This window comes from Nocardia sp. CA-136227 (assembly GCF_050955695.1).
In the GTDB taxonomy this organism is placed as follows: Bacteria; Actinomycetota; Actinomycetes; order Mycobacteriales; family Mycobacteriaceae; genus Nocardia.
On record NZ_CP192081.1, the window covers coordinates 4,174,701 to 4,197,225 of the forward strand.

The 22,525-nt window shown below is 68.9% G+C and carries 16 protein-coding genes and 1 riboswitch; of the genes, 8 read left to right on the plus strand and 8 right to left on the minus strand.

What is annotated here, in order from left to right; translation table 11 throughout:
- Nucleotides 1-296: 296 nt before the first annotated feature.
- Entirely contained in the window at nt 297-3,932 is a 3,636-nt protein-coding gene (gene cobN / locus ACQP06_RS19230; protein ID WP_433665908.1) for a cobaltochelatase subunit CobN, read from the minus strand.
- Nucleotides 3,933-3,977: 45 nt separating this feature from the next.
- A riboswitch (adenosylcobalamin-variant (AdoCbl-variant) riboswitch) is annotated at nt 3,978-4,049 on the minus strand.
- Between the two features lie 226 nt (nt 4,050-4,275).
- On the opposite strand from cobN, the gene ACQP06_RS19235 reads away from it, so the two are divergent.
- Together ACQP06_RS19235 and cobG are read left to right on the plus strand one after the other, a co-directional pair.
- Nucleotides 4,276-4,506 carry a hypothetical protein gene (locus ACQP06_RS19235; protein WP_433665909.1) on the plus strand — a complete coding sequence of 77 codons (231 nt, stop codon included), beginning with the start codon at nt 4,276-4,278 and terminating at the stop codon, nt 4,504-4,506.
- A 200-nt stretch (nt 4,507-4,706) separates the two neighbouring features.
- Nucleotides 4,707-5,906: a precorrin-3B synthase gene (gene cobG, locus ACQP06_RS19240; protein ID WP_433665910.1), complete on the plus strand. Its 1,200-nt coding sequence runs from the start codon at nt 4,707-4,709 to the stop codon at nt 5,904-5,906.
- A 42-nt stretch (nt 5,907-5,948) separates the two neighbouring features.
- Here the strand turns inward: cobG and ACQP06_RS19245 are convergent, their stop codons facing one another.
- Nucleotides 5,949-7,409 carry a DUF6345 domain-containing protein gene (locus ACQP06_RS19245; RefSeq protein ID WP_433665911.1) on the minus strand — a complete coding sequence of 487 codons (1,461 nt, stop codon included), beginning with the start codon at nt 7,407-7,409 and terminating at the stop codon, nt 5,949-5,951.
- 179 nt (nt 7,410-7,588) lie between these two features.
- Here ACQP06_RS19245 and ACQP06_RS19250 point away from each other — a divergent pair, with 179 nt between their 5' ends.
- Nucleotides 7,589-8,140 carry a hypothetical protein gene (locus ACQP06_RS19250; RefSeq protein ID WP_433665912.1) on the plus strand — a complete coding sequence of 184 codons (552 nt, stop codon included), beginning with the start codon at nt 7,589-7,591 and terminating at the stop codon, nt 8,138-8,140.
- Here the strand turns inward: ACQP06_RS19250 and ddaH are convergent.
- A complete protein-coding gene (ddaH, locus tag ACQP06_RS19255; RefSeq protein ID WP_433665913.1) occupies nt 8,109-8,981 on the minus strand; it encodes a dimethylargininase in 873 nt (290 codons plus the stop codon). The two genes, ACQP06_RS19250 and ddaH, sit on opposite strands and share 32 nt — an antisense overlap.
- Before the next feature lie 176 nt (nt 8,982-9,157).
- Between ddaH and ACQP06_RS19260 the strand changes: the two genes are divergently transcribed.
- The 4 genes from ACQP06_RS19260 to ACQP06_RS19275 all read left to right on the plus strand — a co-directional run bounded on the left by ACQP06_RS19260 (nt 9,158) and on the right by ACQP06_RS19275 (nt 12,509).
- Complete coding sequence (locus ACQP06_RS19260) at nt 9,158-9,595, plus strand: Lrp/AsnC family transcriptional regulator (RefSeq protein ID WP_379274236.1); 438 nt, start codon at nt 9,158-9,160, stop codon at nt 9,593-9,595.
- A 107-nt stretch (nt 9,596-9,702) separates the two neighbouring features.
- A complete protein-coding gene (locus ACQP06_RS19265; protein ID WP_433665914.1) occupies nt 9,703-10,338 on the plus strand; it encodes a precorrin-8X methylmutase in 636 nt (211 codons plus the stop codon).
- Nucleotides 10,335-11,909, plus strand: a complete 1,575-nt coding sequence (gene cobJ, locus ACQP06_RS19270) for a precorrin-3B C(17)-methyltransferase (RefSeq protein WP_433665915.1) — start codon at nt 10,335-10,337, stop codon at nt 11,907-11,909. Before ACQP06_RS19265 ends, cobJ begins: the two co-directional genes overlap by 4 nt.
- Before the next feature lie 54 nt (nt 11,910-11,963).
- Nucleotides 11,964-12,509 (plus strand): PadR family transcriptional regulator, encoded by a 546-nt coding sequence (locus tag ACQP06_RS19275; RefSeq protein ID WP_357085706.1) that lies wholly within the window; start codon nt 11,964-11,966, stop codon nt 12,507-12,509.
- 25 nt (nt 12,510-12,534) lie between these two features.
- Here ACQP06_RS19275 and ACQP06_RS19280 read toward each other — a convergent pair whose 3' ends face one another.
- The 3 genes from ACQP06_RS19280 to ACQP06_RS19290 form a co-directional block, all read right to left on the minus strand.
- Complete coding sequence (locus ACQP06_RS19280; RefSeq protein WP_433673368.1) at nt 12,535-13,278, minus strand: cobalt-precorrin-6A reductase; 744 nt, start codon at nt 13,276-13,278, stop codon at nt 12,535-12,537.
- Complete coding sequence (locus ACQP06_RS19285) at nt 13,275-13,832, minus strand: hypothetical protein (RefSeq protein WP_433665916.1); 558 nt, start codon at nt 13,830-13,832, stop codon at nt 13,275-13,277. The genes ACQP06_RS19280 and ACQP06_RS19285 overlap by 4 nt, the downstream gene beginning before the upstream one ends.
- A gap of 631 nt (nt 13,833-14,463) precedes the next feature.
- On the minus strand, nt 14,464-14,931 hold the full coding sequence (locus ACQP06_RS19290) for a VOC family protein (protein ID WP_433665917.1): 468 nt from the start codon (nt 14,929-14,931) through the stop codon (nt 14,464-14,466).
- A gap of 113 nt (nt 14,932-15,044) precedes the next feature.
- On the opposite strand from ACQP06_RS19290, the gene ACQP06_RS19295 reads away from it, so the two are divergent.
- The gene (locus ACQP06_RS19295) at nt 15,045-16,037 is read left to right on the plus strand and encodes a helix-turn-helix transcriptional regulator (RefSeq protein WP_433665918.1); all 993 of its coding nucleotides are present in this window, start codon (nt 15,045-15,047) and stop codon (nt 16,035-16,037) included.
- Nucleotides 16,038-16,121: 84 nt separating this feature from the next.
- Here ACQP06_RS19295 and ACQP06_RS19300 read toward each other — a convergent pair whose 3' ends face one another.
- Both ACQP06_RS19300 and ACQP06_RS19305 read right to left on the minus strand, forming a co-directional pair.
- Nucleotides 16,122-16,973, minus strand: a complete 852-nt coding sequence (locus ACQP06_RS19300) for a class I SAM-dependent methyltransferase (protein ID WP_433665919.1) — start codon at nt 16,971-16,973, stop codon at nt 16,122-16,124.
- A gap of 46 nt (nt 16,974-17,019) precedes the next feature.
- Nucleotides 17,020-22,506: a carboxyl transferase domain-containing protein gene (locus tag ACQP06_RS19305; RefSeq protein WP_433665920.1), complete on the minus strand. Its 5,487-nt coding sequence runs from the start codon at nt 22,504-22,506 to the stop codon at nt 17,020-17,022.
- Nucleotides 22,507-22,525: the final 19 nt, after the last annotated feature.

Genomic DNA, 22,525 nt, shown 5'->3' on the forward strand with positions numbered 1-22,525 from the left:
TACGTCGAGGGACCGATTCACCGCATCACCGAGTGAACGTCCGTACCATCATGGGACGTCGTGATCTACGACTCGGACGCACGCACGCGGACCGCAGTGAATCGGGGATTCCCCACTTCGAATTATTCGGTCCGGCAGTATGACTCGCATATCACCGGAGGCCCCGCCGCTTCCCCGAGCCCGACGCCGGGTCCGGTTCTCATACTCCTCTTACGAACCGGCGGTGGGAACCCCCCTGTACCGGGGTTGTCCGCTGCTGTCCTGCGGGCCACCCCGGTCCGGGTACGCGAAATCGCCTACTCCAGTTCGCCTTCGGTCTCCAGGTAGACCTGCCGCAGCCGGTCCAGGGTGGCGGTGTCGGGCTGCTCCCACAGCTTCCGCTCCGCCGCCTCCAGCAAACGTTCCGCGATACCGTGCAGCGCCCACGGATTCGACTGCTCCATGAACTTGCGGTTGGTCTCGTCGAAAACGTAGGACTCGGCCAGCTTTTCGTACATCCAGTCGGCGACCACATTGGTGGTGGCGTCGTAGCCGAACAGGTAGTCGACGGTGGCGGCCATCTCGAACGCGCCCTTGTAGCCGTGCCGGCGCATGGCCTCGATCCAGCGCGGGTTCACCACGCGCGCCCGGAACACCCGGGTGGTCTCCTCCGACAGGGTGCGGGTGCGCACCGCGTCCGGGCGGGTGCTGTCGCCGATGTAGGCCTCGGGGTTCGAGCCGGTGAACGCGCGCACCGCGGCCACCATGCCGCCGTGGTACTGGAAGTAGTCGTCGGAGTCGGCGATGTCGTGTTCGCGGGTGTCGGTGTTCTTGGCCGCCACCGCGATTCGCTTGTAGGCGGTCCGCATGTCGTCGGCGGCGGGCGCGCCGTCGAGGTCGCGGCCGTAGGCGAAGCCGCCCCACGCGGTGTACACGCGGGCCAGATCGTCGTCGGTGCGCCAGCTCTTGGAGTCGATGAGCTGCAGCAGGCCCGCCCCGTAGGTGCCGGGCTTGGAGCCGAAAATGCGTGTGGTGGCGCGACGTTCGTCGCCGTGCTCGGCCAGGTCGGCCTGAGCGTGGGCGCGCACGTAGTTCCGGTCGGCGGGCTCGTCGAGCCCGGCGGCCAGGCGCACCGCGTCGTCGAGCAGCGCCAGTACGTGCGGGAACGCGTCACGGAAGAAGCCGCTGATCCGCACGGTCACGTCGATGCGCGGACGGCCCAGCTCCTCGAGCTCGATGGCCTCCAGGCGGGTGACGCGGCGGCTGGCCTCGTCCCACACCGGCCGCACGCCCAGCAGCGCGAACACCTCGGCGATGTCATCGCCGGAGGTGCGCATGGCCGAGGTGCCCCACACCGACAGGCCCACCGACCGCGGGTACTCGCCGTGGTCGGCCAGGTAGCGGGCCAGCAGCGAATCCGCCATGGCCTGACCGGTTTCCCAGGCCAGCCGCGACGGCACCGCCTTCGGGTCGACGGAGTAGAAGTTGCGGCCCGTGGGCAGCACGTTGATCAGACCGCGCAGCGGCGAACCGCTCGGTCCGGCCGGAATGAAACCGCCATTCAGCGCGTGCAGGATGCGGGCGACCTCGACACCGGTCTGCCGCAGTCGCGGCACCACCTCGGCGGCGGCGAAACCCAGCACCCGGCGCGTCTCGTCCAGGCGCGCGGCGACGTCGGTGAGGCCCGCGGCCGCGGCGAGCTCCCCGCCGAACACGCCCTCGGTCACCGCATCGATGGAGTCGACGTCCCAGTCGACTTCCTGCATGCCCGAGACCAGTTCGCGCGCCAGCTGCTCGAAGGCGTCCACCCGGTCGCGCTTCTCGTCACCGGACTCGCTGAGCCCCAGCGCCTCTCGCAGACCCGGCACATTGACCTCGCCGCCCCACAGCTGGCGGGCGCGCAGCATGGCCAGCACCAGGTCCACCTCGGCCTCCCCCGCCGGGGCCTGGCCGAGCACATGCAGGCCGTCGCGGATCTGCACGTCCTTGATCTCGCACAGCCAGCCGTCGACATGCAGCAGCATGTCGTCGAAGACCTCTTCGTCCGGGCGTTCGGTGAGCCCGAGGTCGTGGTCCATCTTGGCCGCGCGCATGAGCGTCCAGATCTGCTGGCGGATGGCCGGCAGCTTGGCCGGGTCCAGCGCGGAGATATTGGCGTGCTCGTCGAGCAGCTGCTCGAGCCGCGAGATGTCGCCGTAGGTCTCGGCGCGCGCCATGGGCGGAATCAGGTGGTCGACCAGGGTGGCGTGGGCGCGGCGCTTGGCCTGCGTGCCCTCGCCCGGGTCGTTGACCAGGAACGGGTAGATCAGCGGCAGATCGCCGAGCGCGGCATCGGTGCCGCAGGAGGCGGACATGCCGAGGGTCTTGCCGGGCAGCCACTCCAGATTGCCGTGCTTGCCCAGGTGCACCACGGCGTCGGCGGCGAAGCCCTCCGCGGCGGCCAGCCAGCGGTAGGCGGCCAGATAGTGGTGGCTCGGCGGCAGATCCGGGTCGTGGTAGATGGCGACCGGGTTCTCGCCGAAACCGCGCGGCGGCTGCACGATCAACACCACATTGCCGAAACGCAAGGCGGCGATGACGATCTCGCCCTTCGGGTCGGCGGAGCGGTCCACGTACAGTTCGCCCGGCGGCGGGCCCCACGCCTCGACGACCGCCTCGCGCAGGTCCTCGGGCAGGGTCTCGAACCAGCTGGTGTAGAGGTCGGCGCCGATGCGAATCGGGTTGCCCTCCAACTGTTCTTGACTCAGCCAGTCCGGGTCCTGCCCGCCCGCGGCGATAAGCGCGTGGATCAGGGCGTCACCGTCGGCGGCCTCCAGGCCCGGGATCTCGCCGGGCGCGCCGAGGTCGTAACCGGCCTCGCGCATCTCGCTGAGCAGCCGGATGGCGCTGGCCGGGGTGTCCAGGCCGACGGCATTGCCGATACGGGCGTGCTTGGTCGGGTACGCCGACAGCACGATCGCGACCTTCTTGCGCTCGGACGGAATGTGACGCAGCCGCGCGTAGCGCACCGCGATACCCGCCACCCGAGCCGAACGCTCGGCGTCGGGCACGTACGACGACAGCCCGTCCGCGTCGAACTCCTTGAACGAGAACGGGACCGTGATGATGCGGCCGTCGAACTCCGGCACCGCCACCTGGGTGGCCACGTCCAGCGGCGACAGGCCGTCGTCATTGGCCTCCCACTGCTCGCGGCCGCTGGTCAGGCACAGGCCCTGCAGGATCGGCACATCCAGGTCCGCGAGCGCGCCCACGTCCCACGCCTCGTCGTCGCCGCCGGCCGAGGCGGTCGCGGGCTTGGTGCCGCCCGCCGCGAGCACGGTCACCACCAGCGCGTCGACGGTGCCGAGCGTGGCGAGCAGCTCCGGCTCCGCGGTGCGCAGCGAGGCGCAGTAGATGGGCAGCGCGCGAGCGCCCTTGGCCTCGATGGCGGTGCACAGCGCGTCGATATAGGCGGTGTTCCCGGCCAGGTGCTGGGCGCGGTAGTAGACCACGGCCACGGTCGGCGCGTCGTCCGGGACGGGGCAGGCGTGGCGTTCCAGCTCGCCCCAGCTCGGCATCTCCACCGGCGGCTCGAACCCCTCGCCGGTGAGCAGCACCGTGTCGGACAGGAAGTTGTGCAGCTGCAGCAGGTTTCGCGGGCCGCCCGCGGCCAGGTAGTTGTGGGCGTCGGCGGCGACACCGCCGGGCACGGTCGAGCACTCCATCAGCTCGGCGTCGGGCGCGATCTCACCACCGAGGGCGACCACCGGAATTCCGCTGGCGCGCACCGTCTCGAGGCCCTCCTCCCAGGCCCGCTTACCGCCCAGTACGCGCACGATCACCAGCGACACACCGTTCAGCAGGACCGGCAGATCCTCCGGCAGCAGCCGGGCCGGATTGGCCAGCCGGTAGGCGGCGCCGCTGGCGCGCGCGCTCAGCAGATCGGTATCGGAGGTGGACAGCAACAGGATCAAGGGTCTCGGCCTTCCTAGGGTGACGCGCCCAGCACGGTTCGGCGCTCGCCGGGAAGGTCTGACTGTCACAGTGGCGCGACCGCACCGGAATTGCACCGGCTTTCTTCCGTTCGACGAGCTCGCCGATGCTATCGCGCCGCCGTCGCGGGCCCGATATCGCGCCCGCGTCGCCGCGTGCGGGCGCCGATCACAGTGCGGCCAAGGCTGGCTCACATCCCTGGGGAACCGACTGGTCGGCGCGTACGCTGCCGGTATGCCACTCACTCCAGGATGGGTCAGGCGGAACCGCTTTGCTGCCTGGTCGGGATACTTTTGCGTACTGGTTGCCTTCGCAACGCTGGCCATGGCTCTCACGGCCGCCGGCTCCGGTCATTCGCAGTGGGCGCTCGTCGCCGGGATCATCTGCGCGTCGACCATCCTGTTCGGTCTCACGGTCATGAGCACCACCGTGCACCGCGACCACGCCGACCACCACAACGTTCCCAGCCTGCTCAACGACACCTGGGAAACCACACCCGCCTTCGCCCGCCGCCGCGGGGCGCCGGCGGCCATCGAACCGCACCGCGCGGGCTGAACCGCCCGGCGAATCGACCGATTCGGCAACCGGACTCCGGGACTCCCCCGTCCCGGAGTCTTTTCTTTGCTTTCGGCCTCGCCATACTCGGGGACACATAGTTAGATTGCAATATCTCCAAATGTAGATAGAAGCGGAGGCGAACCCGACCCCGGGCGGCCGTGCCCGGTCTCGGCATCCTCCGTACGCTGGGTGGCGTCATGACGCGAACCGATCCCGACTCCTGCCCGGGCGTGCTGCGCCTGCACGAAGCAGCCGACGGTCCCCTCGCCCGTATCCGGGTGCCCGGCGGACTCCTCTCCCCCACCCAGCTCCAGGCCCTCGCGACCGCGGCCGCCGACCTCGGGGACGGGAACATCGAGCTCACCTCGCGCGGGAACATCCAGTTCCGGCAGGTCCGCGACGCGGCCGCGCTCACCGAACGGCTCACCGAGGCGGGACTGCTGCCCAGCGCCACCCACGAGCGGGTGCGCAACATCATCGCCTCGCCGCTGTCGGGACGCGTCGGCGGCTGGACCGATGTGCATCCCCTGGTCCCCGCTCTCGACGAAGGGCTGCGCGGACAGCCGCGCTACGCGGACCTGCCCGGCCGGGTCCTGTTCACCCTCGACGACGGCCGCGGCGATGTCAGCGGCCTGGGCGGCGACATCGGCGTGCACGCGCTCAACGAGCACACCTACGCACTCCTGTTGGCGGGCAAGGACTCCGGCCTCCGTCTCCCCGCCGACGCGGCGGTCGACATGATGCTCGCCGCCGCCGACGGCTTCCTCGACCTGCGCGATGGCCACTGGCGTCTGCACGAGATCCCCGACGGCGCGGCCCGCCTGACCGACCGCCTCCGCACCGCTCACCCGGACCTCGACGTCTCCGACGACCTCCTGGAAACGCCCGGCCCCCAAGACATTCCGATCGGCTGGATGACCCAGTCCGACGGCCGGGTGGCCCTCGGCGCGGGCGTGCGCCTCGGCTCCCTCCCCGCCCGCACCGCCGAATTCCTCGCCGCCGTCGAATGCCCGATCATCGTCACCCCGTGGCGCAGCCTGATCCTCGCCGACCTCGACGAATGGCCCGCCGAACAGGTGGTCCGAGTCCTGGCCCCCATGGGCCTGATCTTCGACACCGCCTCCCCGTGGCTCCAGGTCAGCGCCTGTGCCGGCATGCCTGGCTGCGCCAAGTCCCTCACCGACGTCCGCGCCGACGTCGCCGAGGCCGTCGACTCCGGCCGCGTCCTCCCCACGGACGCACCGGAATTCGCCCGCGAGGGTCTCGACGCCGCCGACGTCGTGGTCGCCGGCCGCCAGCACTGGTCCGGCTGCGACCGCCGCTGTGGCCGCCCGAAGGGCGCGGTCACCGACGTCATCGCCACCACCGACGGCTACCGCGTCATCCCCGCCGGCTAGCCGATCCCGCCGAATCGGCGGGATCGGCGCTCGGCGCGCCCTTCAGACAGTGACCTCGACGATGTCGCGGATCCGGAAGCGACCACCGGTGATCTCGATCGTCTGGCGGGCGACCAGAGCCGCGTCGTCACGGTCGTAGCGGTAGCCGATCTCGCGGGAGTCGGGGACGACGGCGAGACGGGCACGGCCGCCGAGGCATTCGGCGCGGGCGGCGGTCGCCTCGGTCAGCGCCGTGCAGGCATCGGGGTCGTCCGTGGTGGGCGGGTGGCCCTGCTCGGCTCCCAGGATCGGGACGGTGGTGTCGGAGATCGAGCAGAGCCGGCCGGTCGGGTCGAGGGTCAGGGTGAGCTGACCGTCGCCGCCCGCGACGGCCGGGACGCCGTCGTAGAGCTGGCGGTAATGCAGGGTGTAGTCGGCCACCGCGGCCGCGACGCTATCGCCGTCGCGGCTCGCGCCCGCGTGGAAGGTGGCCGACATTCCGGCCAGGGCGAGGTCATGGCCGAGGTCCAGGTCTCGCAGCGCCCGGTCGGCGAGGTCGCGAATCTCCTCCGGCGTGCGGCCGTTGGCGCTGCGGTCCGGCTCGGCGTAGAACGCCTGGTAGCTGCCGTCGGGATGCATGACCAGCCGGGGTTCGAATTCGGCTCGCGCACAAGACTCCTCGGTGACCGGGGACGCGGGCTCGGCGAGTACGCCCCGCAACCCGTGCCGTTCACCCAGCGCGGACACCGTGTCGGCGTCAGCGTTTCGGCGGGCCAGGCGCAGTGACATCGGTTGGCGCGGAAGGGGAATGCTCAGGTCGACTTCGAGGGGGAACTGACCCGCCCAGCGCCACCAGTACCAATCGTCGGACACCGCGCCGCCGTAGAACAACCGCTCGTTCCAGAGCCGGTCCTGCGCCTCACGGTCGGTGGCGCCGCAGGCCGCCGACGACACCCGGTGGTTGTTGTGGAAGATCGACAGCGCCGCGTCCTGCCACGCCTGGCTGAACGATTTGCCGGCGTTCCATTCCTTGAAGAACCGTGTCCCCTGCTGATCGGTGTCGAAGGTGAGGCTGTCGAATCCGAACAGCATCCGCGCGCCCCGGTTCGGCGTGTGCCAGGTGCGGTAGGGGCTGTGTCCGAAGTTGGTGCGCAGCGATTCGCAGCCGTGCAGGAACAGGTAGCGCAGGCGCTGATCGCCGAATCCCATCCGGTCGGATTCGGCGTAGATGGTGTTGTCCCAGGTGCGGCCCATCGAGGTCAGATACACGCCATTGCTCGTGGTGGTGCTGTGGGCGTAGTGGTAGAACACCCGCACCGAGTCCATGCCGAGGCTGTCCTGCCAGTTGTCGTACTCCTGGTCGTACCGCCATTCCCGGACATCGTCGTCCTTGGCGTGGAAGTTGATGCCGTTGAACTTCGCGACGTAGTCGAGGAAGCCGCTCACGCACGCGTGCGGGTAGGTCAACGTGGCATCTTTCGGGTACACCTGCACCGACGCGCCGCCGTACATGTTGTCGGACATTGTCGAATGGTCACCGATGCCGGACGCCCGGGCACGGGTACCGGACTACTCGATTCCCCCGCCGGCCGGCACGCGACCGGCCCGACCGGTCGGTGACAGGTGCGGGGTGCACGCGGCGTGGTTGCTGGTGCACAGTGGGTTATCCGCGCTGCGACGACCATCGGATGCTGGAGGCGGCCATGACCATCGCGAAGCTCAGCGATCAGGAGATCCTGGCGATGTCCGATGAGGAGCGTCGCGAACTGATCCGGCGGTTGCAGCCGCCGCCGGAGCGGGTGCTGCCGCGTCCGGAGGTGGTGCGGCTGCATCGGCGGGTGCGGCTGGCGCTCATGGTGGGCGGCTGTCTGGGGCTGATTCCGTGGATCGTGTACCTGGGGTTCTCGCTGCCGGCGGAGTATCACGCCCGCAACTGGCCACTGGCCTGGATCGGGTTCGACATCGTGCTGGTATTGATGATGGCGACCACCGCCTACCTGGGCTGGAAACGGCGCGTGGTGTTGCTGCTCCCGGCGTTCGGCACCGGCATCCTGCTGATGGTGGACGCCTGGTTCGACATCGTCACCGCGGACGCCCGCGATTTCTGGCTGTCACTGGGCACGGCGATCATCGGCGAGATCCCGTTGGCGGCGTTGCAGATCAGCGGCGCGATCATGCTGCTGCGCTTCCTGATCCTGGCCCATCCGCTGCACGATCCGCAGGTCAGTCCGTTCCGGACGCGACTGCCGTTCTGACCGAGTGCCATTCCATGGTGCAGCACTTGACGCTGCCGCCGGATTTGAGCAGCTCCGACAGGTCGATCCCGACCGGTTCGTAGCCGCGCGCCCGCAATTGCGCGGCCAGGTCGACGGCCTCGTCGCTGAGGAACACGTGGTAGCCGTCGCAGACGCCGTTGAGGCCCAGCACATTCGCGTCGGCCTCGGTGGCGATGATCGCGTCGGGGTACAGGCTCGCGAGCAGTCGCGCGCTGGGTCCGCTGAAGGCGGCCGGGTAGTAGGCGATGGTGTCGTCGAGGACCATGAGCGCGGTGTCGAGGTGGTAGAAGCGCGGATCCACCAGATCCAGTGAGACGACCGGCAATCCGAAGTACTCCGCCACCTCCTGGTGCGCGCCGCGGGCGCTGCGGAACCCGGTCCCGGCGAGGATGCGGTCCGGCGCGATGGCGAAATCGCCTTCGCCCTCGTTGGTTTCGCGGGCGCGGGCCACGCTCGTGAAGCATTGGGCGGCCATCCAGCCGTGGTAGGCCGGACCTTCCTGTGCGCGTTCGGGATTGGCGAAGCGAGCCGAGAGCGCCCGCTCCCCGATGGCCAGTCCCCCGTTGGCGGCGAACACCATGTCCGGCAGCCCCGCGACCGGTTCGATGACGTCGACCCGGTGTCCGCGCCCCTCGTAGGCGACGCGCAGCGCCTCCCACTGGGCCAGGGCGCGGGTCCGGTTCACCGGGTCGGCGGTGTCCATCCACGGATTGATGGCATAGGTGACGTCGAAGTGGTCGGGGCGGCACATGAGGTAGCGGCGGGGCACGGGCCGGCGGGCGGCGGGATCGCGGGCCGGCAGCGTGGCTACGGACGTCAACGGGACTCCCTCGGAAGCGGCGCGGACGGGTCTGACACGAAGGTAAGTGGCGTACCGTTGTGTCAGGAATAGCGAATCGTTGCGTTGATCACCCCTCGAGCAGCGATTCATTGCGTCTGAACGATGCGTGTGCATCATTGCGCCGGACGTGCGCGCATCCCGCGAAGGGAGTGACCGTGGACGATCTCGATCGCCGGATCCTGGCCCACCTGCTGAAGAACGCGCGCGCCTCGTTCCAGGACATCGGCGCGGTCATCGGCCTGTCCGCCCCCGCGGTCAAACGCCGCGTCGACAAGCTGGTCGCCGCGGGCCAGATCACCGGCTTCACCGCCGTGGTGAACCCGGCCGCCCTGGGCTGGCGCACCGAGGCGTACGTCGAGGTCTTCTACCGCGACAACATCTCCCCCGCCGAGCTGCGCCGCGGGCTCGAACCGATTCCCCAGGTCGTCGGCGTGTGGACGATCGCGGGCGAGGCCGACGCGCTGGTCCACGTGATGGCCACCGACATGGCCGAGATCGAGGCCACCGTCGAACGCATCCGCGAGAACGCCCGCGTCGGGCGCACCCGCAGCAATATCGTCATGTCCCGCCTGCTCGAACGCCCCCGCACCTGACCCGGCCAGCCGGAAAGCACCGGCCGCGCGCACGATAGACCGTCCACTGTGGCCGGGCGCACTACCCGCTCAGCGCCGCTCCGGCGGCGAAATCTATGGTGGAGCGCATGTCCGACGTGCGTGCCAGCTACCTCAAAGACGGGGCCGAGATCTATCGGCGCTCGTTCGCGACCATCCGGGCCGAGGCCGATCTGGCCCGGTTCCCGGCGGACGTGTCACAGGTGGTGGTGCGCATGATCCACGCCTGCGGGCAGGTGGATCTGGCGGGCGACGTGGAATTCAGCACCGATGTGGTGGCCAAGGCCCGGGCCGCCCTGCGGTCGGGCGCGCCGATCCTGTGCGACGCCAAGATGGTCGCCTCCGGTGTCACCCGCAAGCGGCTGCCCGCCGACAACGACGTGCTGTGCCTGCTCGACGACCCGCGCGTCCCGGACCTGGCCGCGCGCATGGACAACACCAGATCGGCTGCGGCCCTGGAACTCTGGAGCGACCGCCTCGACGGTGCGGTGGTGGCCATCGGCAATGCGCCGACCGCGCTGTTCCACCTGATGGACATGATCGACGCGGGCGCGCCCCGCCCCGCCGCGGTGCTCGGCATCCCGGTCGGGTTCATCGGGGCCGCGGAATCCAAGGAGGCGCTGGCCGAATACGGCGGCGTCGAATTCCTGACCGTGCGGGGCCGGCGCGGCGGCAGCGCCATCACCGCCGCCGCCCTCAATGCGATTGCGAGCGAACAAGAATGAGCAAGCTCTGGGGTGTCGGGCTCGGACCCGGCGATCCGGAACTGGTGACGGTCAAGGCCGCCCGGGTGATCGGCGAGGCCGACGTCATCGCCTTCCACAGCGCCCGGCACGGGCGCAGCATCTCGCGCGCCATCGCCGCCCCCTACATGCGCGAAGGCCAGCTCGAGGAGCACCTGATCTACCCGGTGACCACCGAGACCACCGACCACCCCGGCGGCTATCAGGGCGCGATCGACGAGTTCTACGAGTCCGCCGCCGCCCGTCTGGCCGAGCACCTCGCGGCGGGCCGCACCGTCGCGCTGCTCGCCGCCGGTGACCCGCTGTTCTACAGCTCGTTCCAGCACATGCACCGCCGCCTGGCCGACCGGTTCGACACCGAGATCATCCCCGGAGTCACCTCGGTGAGCGCCGCCTCCGCGGCCCTGGGCACCCCGCTGGTGGAGGAGAAGCAGGTCCTCACCGTGCTGCCGGGCACGCTGCCGCCCGAGGAGCTGACCCGCCGCCTGCGCGAGACCGACGCCGCCGCGATCATGAAGCTCGGCCGCACCTACCCCGGTGTGCGCCGCGCCCTCGCCGACTCCGGCCGCCTCGACGACGCCTACTACGTCGAGCGCGCCAGCTCCGACCGGCAGCGCGTGCTGCGCGCCGCCGACGTCGACGAGTCGAGCGTCCCGTACTTCGCGATCACGGTGGTTCCGGGCCCCACCCCGCAGACGCGCATCACCCTGACCGAATCCGCCGTGCGGGACGGCTCGGAATCGGTTGTGGCGGAGGCGACTTCCACCGGCGCGTCGAGCACGGTTCCCGCCGAAGCAGTTCCCGCGTCGATCGGCGAAGTGGTCGTCATCGGGCTGGGGCCGGGCGACGAGGCCTGGACCACGCCGGAGGTGTCGCGCGCGCTGGCCGAGGCGACCGACATCGTCGGCTACACGACCTACGTGAACCGCGTGCCCGTCCGACCGGGTCAGCGACGCCACGCCAGTGACAATCGCGTCGAATCCGAGCGCGCCGGAATGGCTTTGGACATGGCCAAGCAGGGCGCGAAGGTCGTGGTGGTGTCGTCCGGGGATCCCGGCGTGTTCGCCATGGCGGCCGCGGTGATCGAGGAGTCGGCGGATCCGCAGTGGCGCGAGGTGCCGGTGCGGGTGCTGCCCGGGGTGACCGCCGCGAGTGCGGTGGCGAGCCGGCTGGGCGCGCCGCTGGGCCACGATTTCGCCATGATCTCGCTCTCGGATCGCCTCAAGCCGTGGGAGACGGTGGCGCAACGGATTTCGGCGGTGGCTTCCGCGGATATGGCGTTCGCCGTCTACAACCCGGCGTCGTCGCAGCGCACCTGGCAGGTGGCGGCCATGCGGGATCTGGTGCTCGAGCACCGCAAACCCGAGACGCCGGTGGTGATCGGCCGCGATGTGGGCGGCCCGACCGAGTCGGTGCGGGTGGTGACGCTGGGCGAGCTGGATCCCGCCGTGGTGGACATGCGCACGCTGCTGATCGTGGGCGCGTCCACGACCACGGTGTTCGAGGCGGCCGGCGGTCCGCGCGTGTTCACGTCGCGTCGCTACGAGGCCTGAACGCCCGGCCCCGTAATATTCCTATGTAGAACGTAGGCTGTGGAAGGAGTGCCGGTGCCAGAAGATCACGCTCGACGCCCGCTCAACTCGACGGCCGCGTCCCTACTCGGATTCCTGCACCAGGGCGAGATGTCCGGGTGGGATCTGGTGGCGTTGGCCCAGGACCGCATCGGCGACTTCTGGACCATCACTCAGAGCCAGGTGTACCGCGAGCTGGCCACCATGCACGGCCTCGGCCTGGTCGAGAAGGGCGCGTCGGGCGCCCGCGACCGCACGCCGTACCGGATCACCGAGGCCGGCCGGGAGGCCTTCGCCGAATGGATCGCCCGCGATCCGGGCGCGGAGACCATCCGGGTGCCGCTGCTGCTGACCCTGTCGTTCGGGGAGTTCGTGGACGCCGCCCGCCTGGAACGCATCGTGGCCGCCGGCCGCACCGTCCACGAACAGCGGCTCTCGGGCTACCTGTCCGGCCAGGACGAGCAGCGGATGTCGCCCTACGAGCGGGCCACACTGGATTTCGGCATCCGCTACGAACGGGCCGTCCTGGAATGGTTCGACCGCCTGCCGGAGCTGTTGGACCGCACCAGCCGCCTGTCCTGACCGGATCCGCGCCCGGCCGATACCGCTACGCTTCGTCGCGCCGGGCGCGCAGCCAATCCCACGCGGCCGCAACGGTTTCCACCTGTCGCGCGCCTTCGGGCAGCGGCGGCCGGTCGATCATCACGACCGCCAGGCCCAGTTCCCGGGCGGCGGTCAGCTTGGCCTCGGTGAGCGCGCCCCCGCTGTCCTTGGTCACCAGGACGTCGATGCGCCGTTCGACGAGCAGTGCGATCTCGTCCTCGACGCTGAAAGGCCCACGGGCGAGCAATAGTTCGTGCCGCGCGGGCACCGCACCCTCGGGCGGGTCGATCGCCCGGATCAGGAACCACTCGTCGGAGTGCTCGAAGGCGGCCACCCCCTGGCGGCCGATGGTCAGAAACACCCGTTTACCCAGCGCCGCGGCGGCTTCCGCCGCCAACTCCAGATCCGGCACCCGCACCCACCGGTCCCCGCACCGCTCGATCCAGCCCGGCCGCCGCACATGCAGCACCGGCAGTCCGAGCGCCGCCGCCGCGACCGCCGCATTGGCGGTGATCCCGCCCGCGAACGGATGGGTGGCGTCCACCACGGCCTCGATGCCGTTGCCGGACAGCCACTCCCGCAGCCCCTCGACACCCCCGAATCCGCCCACCCGCACCTCGCCGACCGGCAGGACGGGCGCGCGCACCCGCCCGGCGAGCGAGGACACGATCTCGAATCCCCGCTCGCCGGACGCGATGTCGGCGAGTTCCCGGGCTTCCCGGGTGCCGCCGAGGATCAGCGTTTTCAGGGCTGCCCGCTGAAGTAGGCCGACCCGGAATCGATCAGCGGCTGCCCGCCGACGACCAGCAGCCCGATGATCGCGCCCGGGATCGCGCCGATCCCGAACAGGAACGCGCCCAGGATGCCGCCGATGATCCCGCCCAGCGCCGCGTGCTGCAGCTGCCCGAAGAAGTCACCCTGCGAGTCGATGTCCTTGGCGGTGGCCAGCGGCGCCGACACCGAGGTCAGCGTCAGCTCGGTGCCGGTGGTGTCGATGGCCGCGGTCAGCCCGTACTGCTTGCCCGCCAGCGTGCCGGTCAGCGGCACCTGGGTGACGACGTCCCCGGCCTGGTTCTTCAGGAACACCGTCTGCCCGGTGGCGTCCAGGCTGAACTGCCCGCCGGTCACCTTGGTGACGATGTCGTTGGCATCGCTCACCACGACGTCATAGCCGACACCCTGCTGGGTGCCGTGCAGCGGCGACGCGGCCTGCTCCACCACCGGAGCCTGGTCGAGCGGAACGGCGTATCCGGTGCCCGCGGCAATGCCGGTCGCGGCCGCGGCGACGAATGCGGTAGCCACGAACTTTGTGTACTTCATCGATCTCCTAATAGAGCAACATCCGAATCCGATAACCCTCGGATTCCAGCTCGTAACCCTACCGTTGACGTACTGATGTTTCAGTTTGGATGGCTCAGGCAGGACACGGATTCCACTGTCATGCACCTTTGTCCACCGACGCAGGAACCGATCAAGCCTGGTCATTGAAGTGCCCGGATCTAAACCTCGCACCACTCGGATGTCCCAATTGCGCACTCGCCCAGACCTTGTCCCCCGTCTTCCCTGCGACGTGGGTAGCAACCGTGTCCCGGAGGTTGGCCCACGCCGTCCCAGCACCCGGTGAGTGAGATCTGCTCTTGTACGCTGTCCATCGGCCCCGATTCTCGATGCCTCCCCATGCCGACAGAAGAACTTGTCGTACTGCATTTTCGGTTTCTGATTGCCTATTGCCTATTGCCTGTTGGACCGCGACAGGCTACTTGCGGATTCCGAAGCATGCGAGAATCTTTCGGGCATCGGTCGATGGCGTTGACAACACGCGGTGCACGCGATCATGGAGCACCCGAAACCGCCTGCGCCGCTGGCTATCCGGATTTTCACAGGAGCCGCGCCCCGGGGCGCGACCGGATCGGTCGCTCCCCGGGAAATGGCGTCAGGCTCCGCCGTACTCGGCTGCGACGTCGAGGATCCAGGTGATGCCGAAGCGATCGCGCAGCATCCCGAACCCGGGTGCCCACGGCGCCGGGCCGAATTCCTCGATGACGCTTGCCCCGTCCGCGAGACGTTCCCACAGCGCGCCGACCTCCTCGACCGTGTCGCCGCGGACGGAGAGGAAGAACGGTTCCGCGGTGAGGGTGGTGCCGTTCTCGCGGCGGGTGGTGGGCGCGCCCTGGGCGACCGGTGCGTCCGTCCCGGGCACGTCGTAGGCCATGACCCGGAACCCGTTGTCCGCGATGACCTGGCCGAACACCACCTTGGCGGCGTCGGGCAACTCGGCGGGCATCCCGAAGTCGCCGTAGGTGGCGATGGTGGTCTGCCCGCCGAACACCGACTGGTAGAACACCAGGGCCGCACGGGCCTGACCGTGGAAGTTCAAATGGGCGACAGCGTGTACCGACATCGTGATCGCGTCCCTTCGGAGGTGGTCTCGCCGCCGGACGGTTCCGGCGACAACGCCACCCTGACAGCAGTACCGGACAGGGAACGTCCGCTATTTCTGGCAGCCTGGTGAGCATGCCAACCGCGTCTTCGAAGGTCACCTCTCACCGCCTGCTCTCGCTGCTGTCGTTGCTGCAGGTCCGCCGTGACTGGCCGGGACCGCTGCTCGCGGAGCGGCTGGCTGTCAGCGAACGCACGGTTCGCCGCGACATCGATCGGCTGCGCGAGCTCGGTTACCCGGTCCGGGCGGTCAAGGGACCCGAGGGCGGTTATCGGCTCGAGGCGGGCAGCGAGCTGCCCCCGCTGCTGTTCGACGATGAACAGGCGGTCGCACTCGCGGTGGCGTTGCGGATCGCGATCGGGACGGGTGCGGGTATCGAGGAGGCCGCCGCGCGCGCTTTGGCGACTGTGCGGCAGGTGCTGCCGGCCCGCCTGCGGCAGCGTGTCGACGCCCTCGACGTGACCGCGGTCGAATCGGCCGGTCGCGGTGCCGATCCCCAGGTCGACACCGCCATTCTGCTCGCGCTCAGCGGCGCTGTCCGATCCGCGGAGGAGGTGCGGTTCGACTACCGGTCGACGGCCGAGCCGGATGGCCTCGGGTTGCGGCCGGCGCGGCGGGTGCAGCCTCATCACCTCGTGGTCCGGGGTGGACGCTGGTATTTGATCGGATGGGATCCCGAGCGCGAGGATTGGCGGATCTATCGTGCCGATCGGATGGTGCTGCGCGTCCCCAACGGGCCGCGCTTCAGCCCCCGGCAAGTGCCGGGTGGCGATGTCGCCGCGTTCTTGTCCGCTCGGTTCAGAGGCTCCGGCAGTACGAACGTCTGGCCTTGTCGCGGTGAGGTGGTCCTCGACCTCCCCGCCGCACAGGTGGCCGCGTTCGCCGGCGACGGAATCGTCGAGGAACTCGGTCCCGCCAGGACCAGACTGCTGACCGGTTCCTGGTCCTGGGCCGCACTCGCCGCGACGCTGGCGCGTTTCGACACCGAGATCGAGGTCATCGGCCCGGACTTACTGCGTGACGCCTTCGCCGCTCTGTCTCGGCGCGCCGCACGCGCAGCAGGGTGATTGCGGGACCGGCTCAGAAGGACGGCATGATCCCCGAACCAGTGCGAGATCGCACAGTGGAGGGGACCGCAGTAGCGGGCGGGCTCAGTGGGTCAAACGGAGTACGCCGCTCCACGGGATAACGGTGCCCGGCTTGCGTGGATTCGGTTGCGGCAGACGGGAAAAGAATCGATACATCGGAGACACCCGCCGAAATCGGCTCGCCGCCTGCAGTATCGACTCTATTTCGAGCACTTCCCATCCTTCGTCCTCGAAGAACGCGACGCCGTTCGCCGGCGTGAAGGTGAAGGGCGCGTTCTTCAACAGGCCGTTCCCACTACGCTCCAACCGCTCGGCGATCACGACTGACACGATGTCGACCACCCACCAGGCGATCTCCTCGCGCCGGAGGTCGACTGCCAGCTGTCGGACCTCGTCGGGCTGCAGATACATGACCAACCCTTCGGTGATCACGAATGCGCGCGAGGCCCCGGCCAGGGCGTCGTTCAAGAACGCCCGCCGCGATACCGAATCAGAGAGGTCGACGGCGCGCCTGATGAGTCGACATCTCGGCCGGTACCAGTCGAGCGCCCGCTTCTTCTCCTCCAACAGCGCAGGCAGATCAGCCTCGATCCAGGTCAGGTCTGCCGGCAGATCGAGTCGGTAGGGTCTGGTGTCCAAGCCTGCCGCCAGGTTGATCACCCGGTCGCAACCGCCGTCGATCGCCGATCCGATCATGTCGTCGATCAACTTGGTACGGGCGACGATCGGCCAGCCGTGATCGCCCATCACGCGGGTCGTCTCCGCCGCGATCACGGGCCCGACCCTACCTGCGAGCATGCCTGCCAGTGGATCGTGGAACAGTGCGTCCGGGCGCTCCGACTCGATCGCTCGATATACTGCGACCCACCGTGCGGTGTCGGACACGGTGGAGATGATCGGTTTCATTTCCGTCATGGGAAGCCTTCCTCCTTCTGGCTCGAAGTTCGCGCGCTCCCGACGCTCACGCTTGCCACGCGGTGGCGACGGCGTCGGCGATGCGGGCGCGGAGTTCAGTGGCAGTGATGACCGCGTCGACCGAGCCGACCTCGACCGCCCGCTGGATGCTGTGCACTCCGTCGAATTCGGCCCCGAGGGCCGACAAGTGATCGGCCCGTACCAGTTTCCGTTCGGCCGCGAGGTCGGTGACCAGCTCGGCCCGCTTGCCGGCGTCTTCGGTCGTCGCTATTTCCTCTTGGAGAGCACGGATCCGTGGATCGGCCGAGGTACGGGCGTCGACGGTGCGGGCGAACACCACCGCCGCGGCGGGCGCACCGCCGATCACCGACGCGAACGAGCCCTCGACAGCCAGCACCGTCATATTCGGGTTGAGCGCCTTGGAGAACACCACGAAGGCTCCGCCGTGATAGCGCGAGATCACACAGAAGACGATCCGTCCCTCGAAATTGACTATGGCGCGGCCGATTTCGGCGCCGTACTCCAACTGGAGCCGCCGCATGGACTCCGGCGACCCATCGAAACCCGACAGGTTCGCCAGCACTACGACCGGGCGGTTTCCACTGGCGGCGTTGATCGCCCGCGCGACCTTCTTCGACGACAGCGGAAAGAGGGTTCCGGCGGTGAAGGACTCGGGACCGTCGGCGGGCGGGAACCCGTGCCGCGCGACCGGCGCCGATTCGATTCCGATCAGGCAAGCCGACCATCCGTCGATCCGAGCATCCGTGACGACGGCGTTCTCCGCCTCGGCCATGTCCGCCCAGCGCTCCGAGAGCGGATAGTCCTGATCGGATATCGCCCGGAGCACGCTTCGGATCGAGAACGGCTTCTTGCGGTCGGGATTGGTGTCGGACCCGAATATCTGCCCGACCGTGGTGAATTCGCTGTCGGGGTGGTGGTGCGGGAATGCCGTGATATCCCGATCCACGGGGTCTGCGGTCACTACCCGCCGCGGACCGGAATCGCCGGCAGCGACATAGGTGTGCTCGTAATGGTTCATCAGAATCTCGCGCGCCGCGCCGAGATCCGGAGCGAAGTACTGCGCCTGGCCGTTGGCACCCATGACTCGGGCGTATCCGCCGATGCCGAAGTTGTCCTCCGCCGAGACCCCGCCGGAGAAGTCCAGGGACTGCTTGCCGGTGAGCACCATGGCGCCGGCCGGTGTCATCACCAGGATGCCGCGGGTGTGCATCAGCATGGTGGCCTCGGCGTTCCAGTACGGCTGGGCACCCACATTGATCCCCGCGACCACGATGTTGATCTCGCCGCCAGTCTGAGTGAACCGCACGATGCGGCGCAGCACCCGAGCCACCCAGTCCATGTTCTCGGTGCCGGAGTCCATCGAGATTCGCGCACCCGAAGACAGCGAATACCATTCGAGCGGAATCCGTTCGCGCTCTGCCAGCACGAGCGCGGCATCGATGCGGGCGCATTCCGGCTCCCCGAGCGCGCCCAGCTCCCGATAGGGATCGCCGAAGAGGACGATTCGACGAATGCCTTCCGGATGCAAGCGGGTCGGCGTGCTGACCGTACCGACGACAATGCCGACCTCGTTGAGACCGCGTGGACGGTCGACCTCGATCAGCTCGTCCCGCTCGGGATGAAGATCCAGCTCGGTGAAGCTTCCGTTCGGGCCACGCACCAGGTCGATCAGCTCGTAAGGATAGACAGCACCGCGACGCCGGACGCGCAGCACCTTCTGGTCGTAGTCCCGTAGCGGTACGAGGGGTTCCGCGGGTGGCGCGTCGACGGTGACTTCGGTGCCGCCGGTCACGTCGTACCGGAAGCGCGTCACCTGGAAGTCGTAACTGCCGTCGGGTTGACGAACTCGTCCGTGCACCACCACCTCCTGGATACCGGCTCGCACGATCTGCGGGGCGGTGTCGTGAAGCCAGTCGGCCAAGGCGGCGGTATCGACATCGATCACCGGGCGGATATCGAGCCACACGTGGTTGAGCGCCAGTCGCGTCCCCACCGGATCCAGGTCTCTGCGGGCCCGCGCCACCACTTCGGCACACGCGTTGAGGACCGTTTCCGCACCACGCGCCGTGACGATGGCGCCGGAGCCGTCGCGAATCGGCTCGAACCGGCGAACCTGCGCGAGGGCGACGAGACGCTCGTCGGAGGCATTGTCCTTGGCGACCGCGTGGTACACGATCATGTCGGGCGGCGCCGGCAGTCGGTCGAGGTGGAAGTTGCGCAGCCGCCACAGGTGCAGGCGACGGCCCACCAGCGGGTGCACCCCGCGAATCACAGTGTCTTCCACCAGTTCACCGGCTCGGGCACGGAAGGTGAAGTGCTCCAGGGGACCGTCGTGCGGCGGTGCCAGCGCCACGGTGATGCGGCGCGTGGCCGGCGCCAGTCCGGCGCGCTGCAACGCGTCCAGCAATCCACGCGCCCGTTCCTCGATGGAATCGGGCGCGTCCTGCCAGGACAGCAGTAGATCGACGACCCTGACGTGGACGGCGGGCGCTCCCTCCAGCAAGCCGAGCAGTGCGGACGTGAGGGCACCTGATGGCCCGTCCCGCAGTTCGCTCATCCGTCCCATCGTGGCTACACACGTCGTGGGCACAGTGTTGCCAGGCCGGAGCTCGAGCTCGTAATCGCAGATCGCGAAGGCCCGGCCCGCGGTGATGACCGTGCGAACCTCACCCAGGTTCTGCTCGCCGTAACGGCGGCGGCACAACACCTCCAGCAGCGGATCCACCGGGAAATGGACATTGCGCTGGAGTCGGGCCACCACGAGGTGATCCAGCGACTCGGCGATGTCCGCGATTGCCACGATTCGCCGCGTCCGTTCGGGGGCGTGCGGCAGTCCGGCAAGGATGCGCAGTTCGTCGGGCACCCCGGCCAGCGCCCCGGCTTTCGCCGCCTCGGCCTCAGGGTGCAGGTACCACCGGAATTCGACACTGCGAGCCAGGTCGGCCAGAACTGGCGTGCGCGCGGCTCCGACACGGATCATCCGTTCGAGCGCGGCCCGAGGCCGGTCGTCATGTGGACGAGGCTCGCTGAGCCACACCTTCAACAGATCCTGGATCGCGTGGGTGGATTCATCGAAATGCTTGGTAGCCAGCACGATTCGGTAGACCGCCGCTTCCAGCGCCGGGGTGCGCTCCAAATCATCCACCCGGTAGCGGTGCAGCGTATCGGTCAGCACCTGCTGGAAACTGGCAGTCAGTGGACCCCGGTTCGCGTCCAGGCTCTGCAGATAGACGTGCAGCTGCTCACGCCGGGACCGGTGAGTGTCGTGTTCCGGGCGCGGGTCGCACAGTTCCGATATGTCGCAGAATGATTCGATCAGCTCGGCCTCGGTCGGCAGAGGCGCTCCCGCCTCGAAGACGAGGCTGCTTCGGTCCCGCAGATAGCGCGTCACCGCCGATTCGGTGTCGGGGGCGCGATCGAACCCAAGTATGCCACTGGATATCTCGCGCAGGGCCGCCGCCGCACGCGCCGGGGCGGAGGGCTCGTCGAGCACGGGCAGCAGCAGATCGATGGGATCCTGCGGTGCCTCGGTGGCGTTCTCGTCGAGAACCTCCAGTTGTGCCAGCAGGGTTCCGGTCGACACCTGGCTGCCCACCGCCACCAGGAGCCGGCGAACTCGTCCGTCGAACGGCGCGGGAAGCACCGTCTCCATCTTCATGCTCTCGAGCACGAGAACCGGTGTGCCCGCGGTGACTTCGACGCCCTCGGCGACAGGCGTCGCGACCACCAGTGCGGGTGCCGGCGCGCGGACGGCACCCCCTTCATCACGACTCACACGGTGCGTGATGCCATCGATCTCGACCAACTGCACAGTGCCGTGGGTCGCCGACACGACGCGATAGGTCTGATCGCCGACACCGAGCCGGCTGGTGTACGAATCGATCCGCACGATGTCGACATCGAAGTTGGTGTCGTCGCCGATGCCGATGCGGAAGCTGTTCGCACCGGTCCGGGCCGCACTGACCCGATAGCCCCGGCCTGCCAGCTTCACCTCGACAGCGCGCAGCGGTTCCTCCAGGATCTGCGGACGACCCCCACGCCCGGTCTCCCACAACCAGATCCGACGCGCTTCCTCGTCCGCTTCGTACCCGGCGATGGCGGCGGCCGCGAGAACGACGCCGGTTCGCTGGGATGTGAACAGGCCACCTTCTGCGCGAGCCCGGTCAACCCAGCGGGTGTCGGCGGTGGCGTTCACCACCTCACTGGACTCCAGCAGCGACATCAGCAGGCCCTTGTTGGTGGCGCCGCCTTCGATGATGACTGTCGTCTCCGAGACTGCCCGGCGCAAGCGGGCGATTGCCTCGCCGCGAGTCCGGCCATAGGCGATGATCTTCGCGATCATCGAATCGAAGTCCGGGGGGATCTCGTCACCTTCGACGACGCCGGTGTCGATGCGGATGCCGGGCCCCGCGGGCCAGCGCAGCAACTCGATCCGGCCCGGGGCGGGGGCGAAATCGCGGTCGGCGTCTTCCGCGTTCAGCCGGGCCTCGATCGCGTGGCCACGCTCGACGGGCTTCCGACCGCGCAGCGGCAATCCGGCCGCCACCTCCAATTGCGCCTTCACCAGGTCGATTCCGGTCGTGACCTCGGTGACCGGGTGCTCCACTTGCAGCCGTGTGTTGACCTCGAGGAAGGCGAACAGCTCTTCCTGCGGCTGGTAGAGGAATTCCACCGTGGCGGCCCCGCGGTACTCGACCGCCAGGGCGAGACGCTCGGCCGAATCCTTCACCGTTGCTATCTGATCCGCGTTCAGCAACGGTGACGCGGACTCCTCGATGATCTTCTGATTGCGCCGCTGCACGGTGCAATCGCGCACACCCAGAGCCCAGGCCGTCCCGTGGGAGTCGGCGATCACCTGTACTTCGATGTGCCGCGCGCCCGAAACCAGGCGCTCCAGAAACACAGTCCCGTTGCCGAACGACCGCGCTGCCTCCGCGCTGGTTCGCGAATAGGCCTCGCGCAGCTCCTGTGGAGTCGTGACGATCCGGATGCCACGACCACCACCGCCCGCGGTCGCCTTGAGCATCAGCGGGTATCCGATGGTTTCGGCAGCGGCCAACGCGTCGTCGAGTGATCGAACCGGGCCGCGGCTCCAGGCAGCCACCGGCACACCGACTTGTTCGGCCAGCAGCTTTGCCCCGATCTTGTCCCCCAAAGCTCGCATCGCCGTGGCGCTCGGGCCGATGAACGTGATCCCCAGGCGATCGCACAACTCGACGAAGGCCGGATCCTCGGCCACGAAACCCCAGCCGACCCAGGCCGCCTCGGCTCCGGATTCGGTCAGCGCCCGCTCGAGCACTGCCATGTCCAGGTACGGTCGGGCTGAAGCCGGCCCCAGGCAGTACGTCTCATCCGCGGCGAGAACGAACCCGGCCTGCCGCTCACCATCGGTGTAGAGCGCGATCGTGCGCAGTGGCTCCCGATCGCGATGCTGGGCATTGAATTCCCGAACTGCGTGGATCAGACGGCGGGCCGCCTCTCCACGGTTGACGATGGCGATGCGCGTGAACATTGAACTACTCCAAGCAGGA

Bases quoted from the DNA above. Each gene is read 5' to 3' on its own strand.
- ACQP06_RS19235 (WP_433665909.1), top strand. From the start codon at position 4,276: ATGGCTCTCACGGCCGCCGGCTCCGGTCATTCGCAGTGGGCGCTCGTC.
- cobG (WP_433665910.1), top strand. From the start codon at position 4,707: ATGACGCGAACCGATCCCGACTCCTGCCCGGGCGTGCTGCGCCTGCAC.
- ACQP06_RS19245 (WP_433665911.1), bottom strand. From the start codon at position 7,409: ATGTCCGACAACATGTACGGCGGCGCGTCGGTGCAGGTGTACCCGAAA.
- ACQP06_RS19250 (WP_433665912.1), top strand. From the start codon at position 7,589: ATGACCATCGCGAAGCTCAGCGATCAGGAGATCCTGGCGATGTCCGAT.
- ACQP06_RS19265 (WP_433665914.1), top strand. From the start codon at position 9,703: ATGTCCGACGTGCGTGCCAGCTACCTCAAAGACGGGGCCGAGATCTAT.
- cobJ (WP_433665915.1), top strand. From the start codon at position 10,335: ATGAGCAAGCTCTGGGGTGTCGGGCTCGGACCCGGCGATCCGGAACTG.
- ACQP06_RS19290 (WP_433665917.1), bottom strand. From the start codon at position 14,931: ATGTCGGTACACGCTGTCGCCCATTTGAACTTCCACGGTCAGGCCCGT.
- ACQP06_RS19295 (WP_433665918.1), top strand. From the start codon at position 15,045: ATGCCAACCGCGTCTTCGAAGGTCACCTCTCACCGCCTGCTCTCGCTG.
- ACQP06_RS19300 (WP_433665919.1), bottom strand. From the start codon at position 16,973: ATGACGGAAATGAAACCGATCATCTCCACCGTGTCCGACACCGCACGG.
- ACQP06_RS19305 (WP_433665920.1), bottom strand. From the start codon at position 22,506: ATGTTCACGCGCATCGCCATCGTCAACCGTGGAGAGGCGGCCCGCCGT.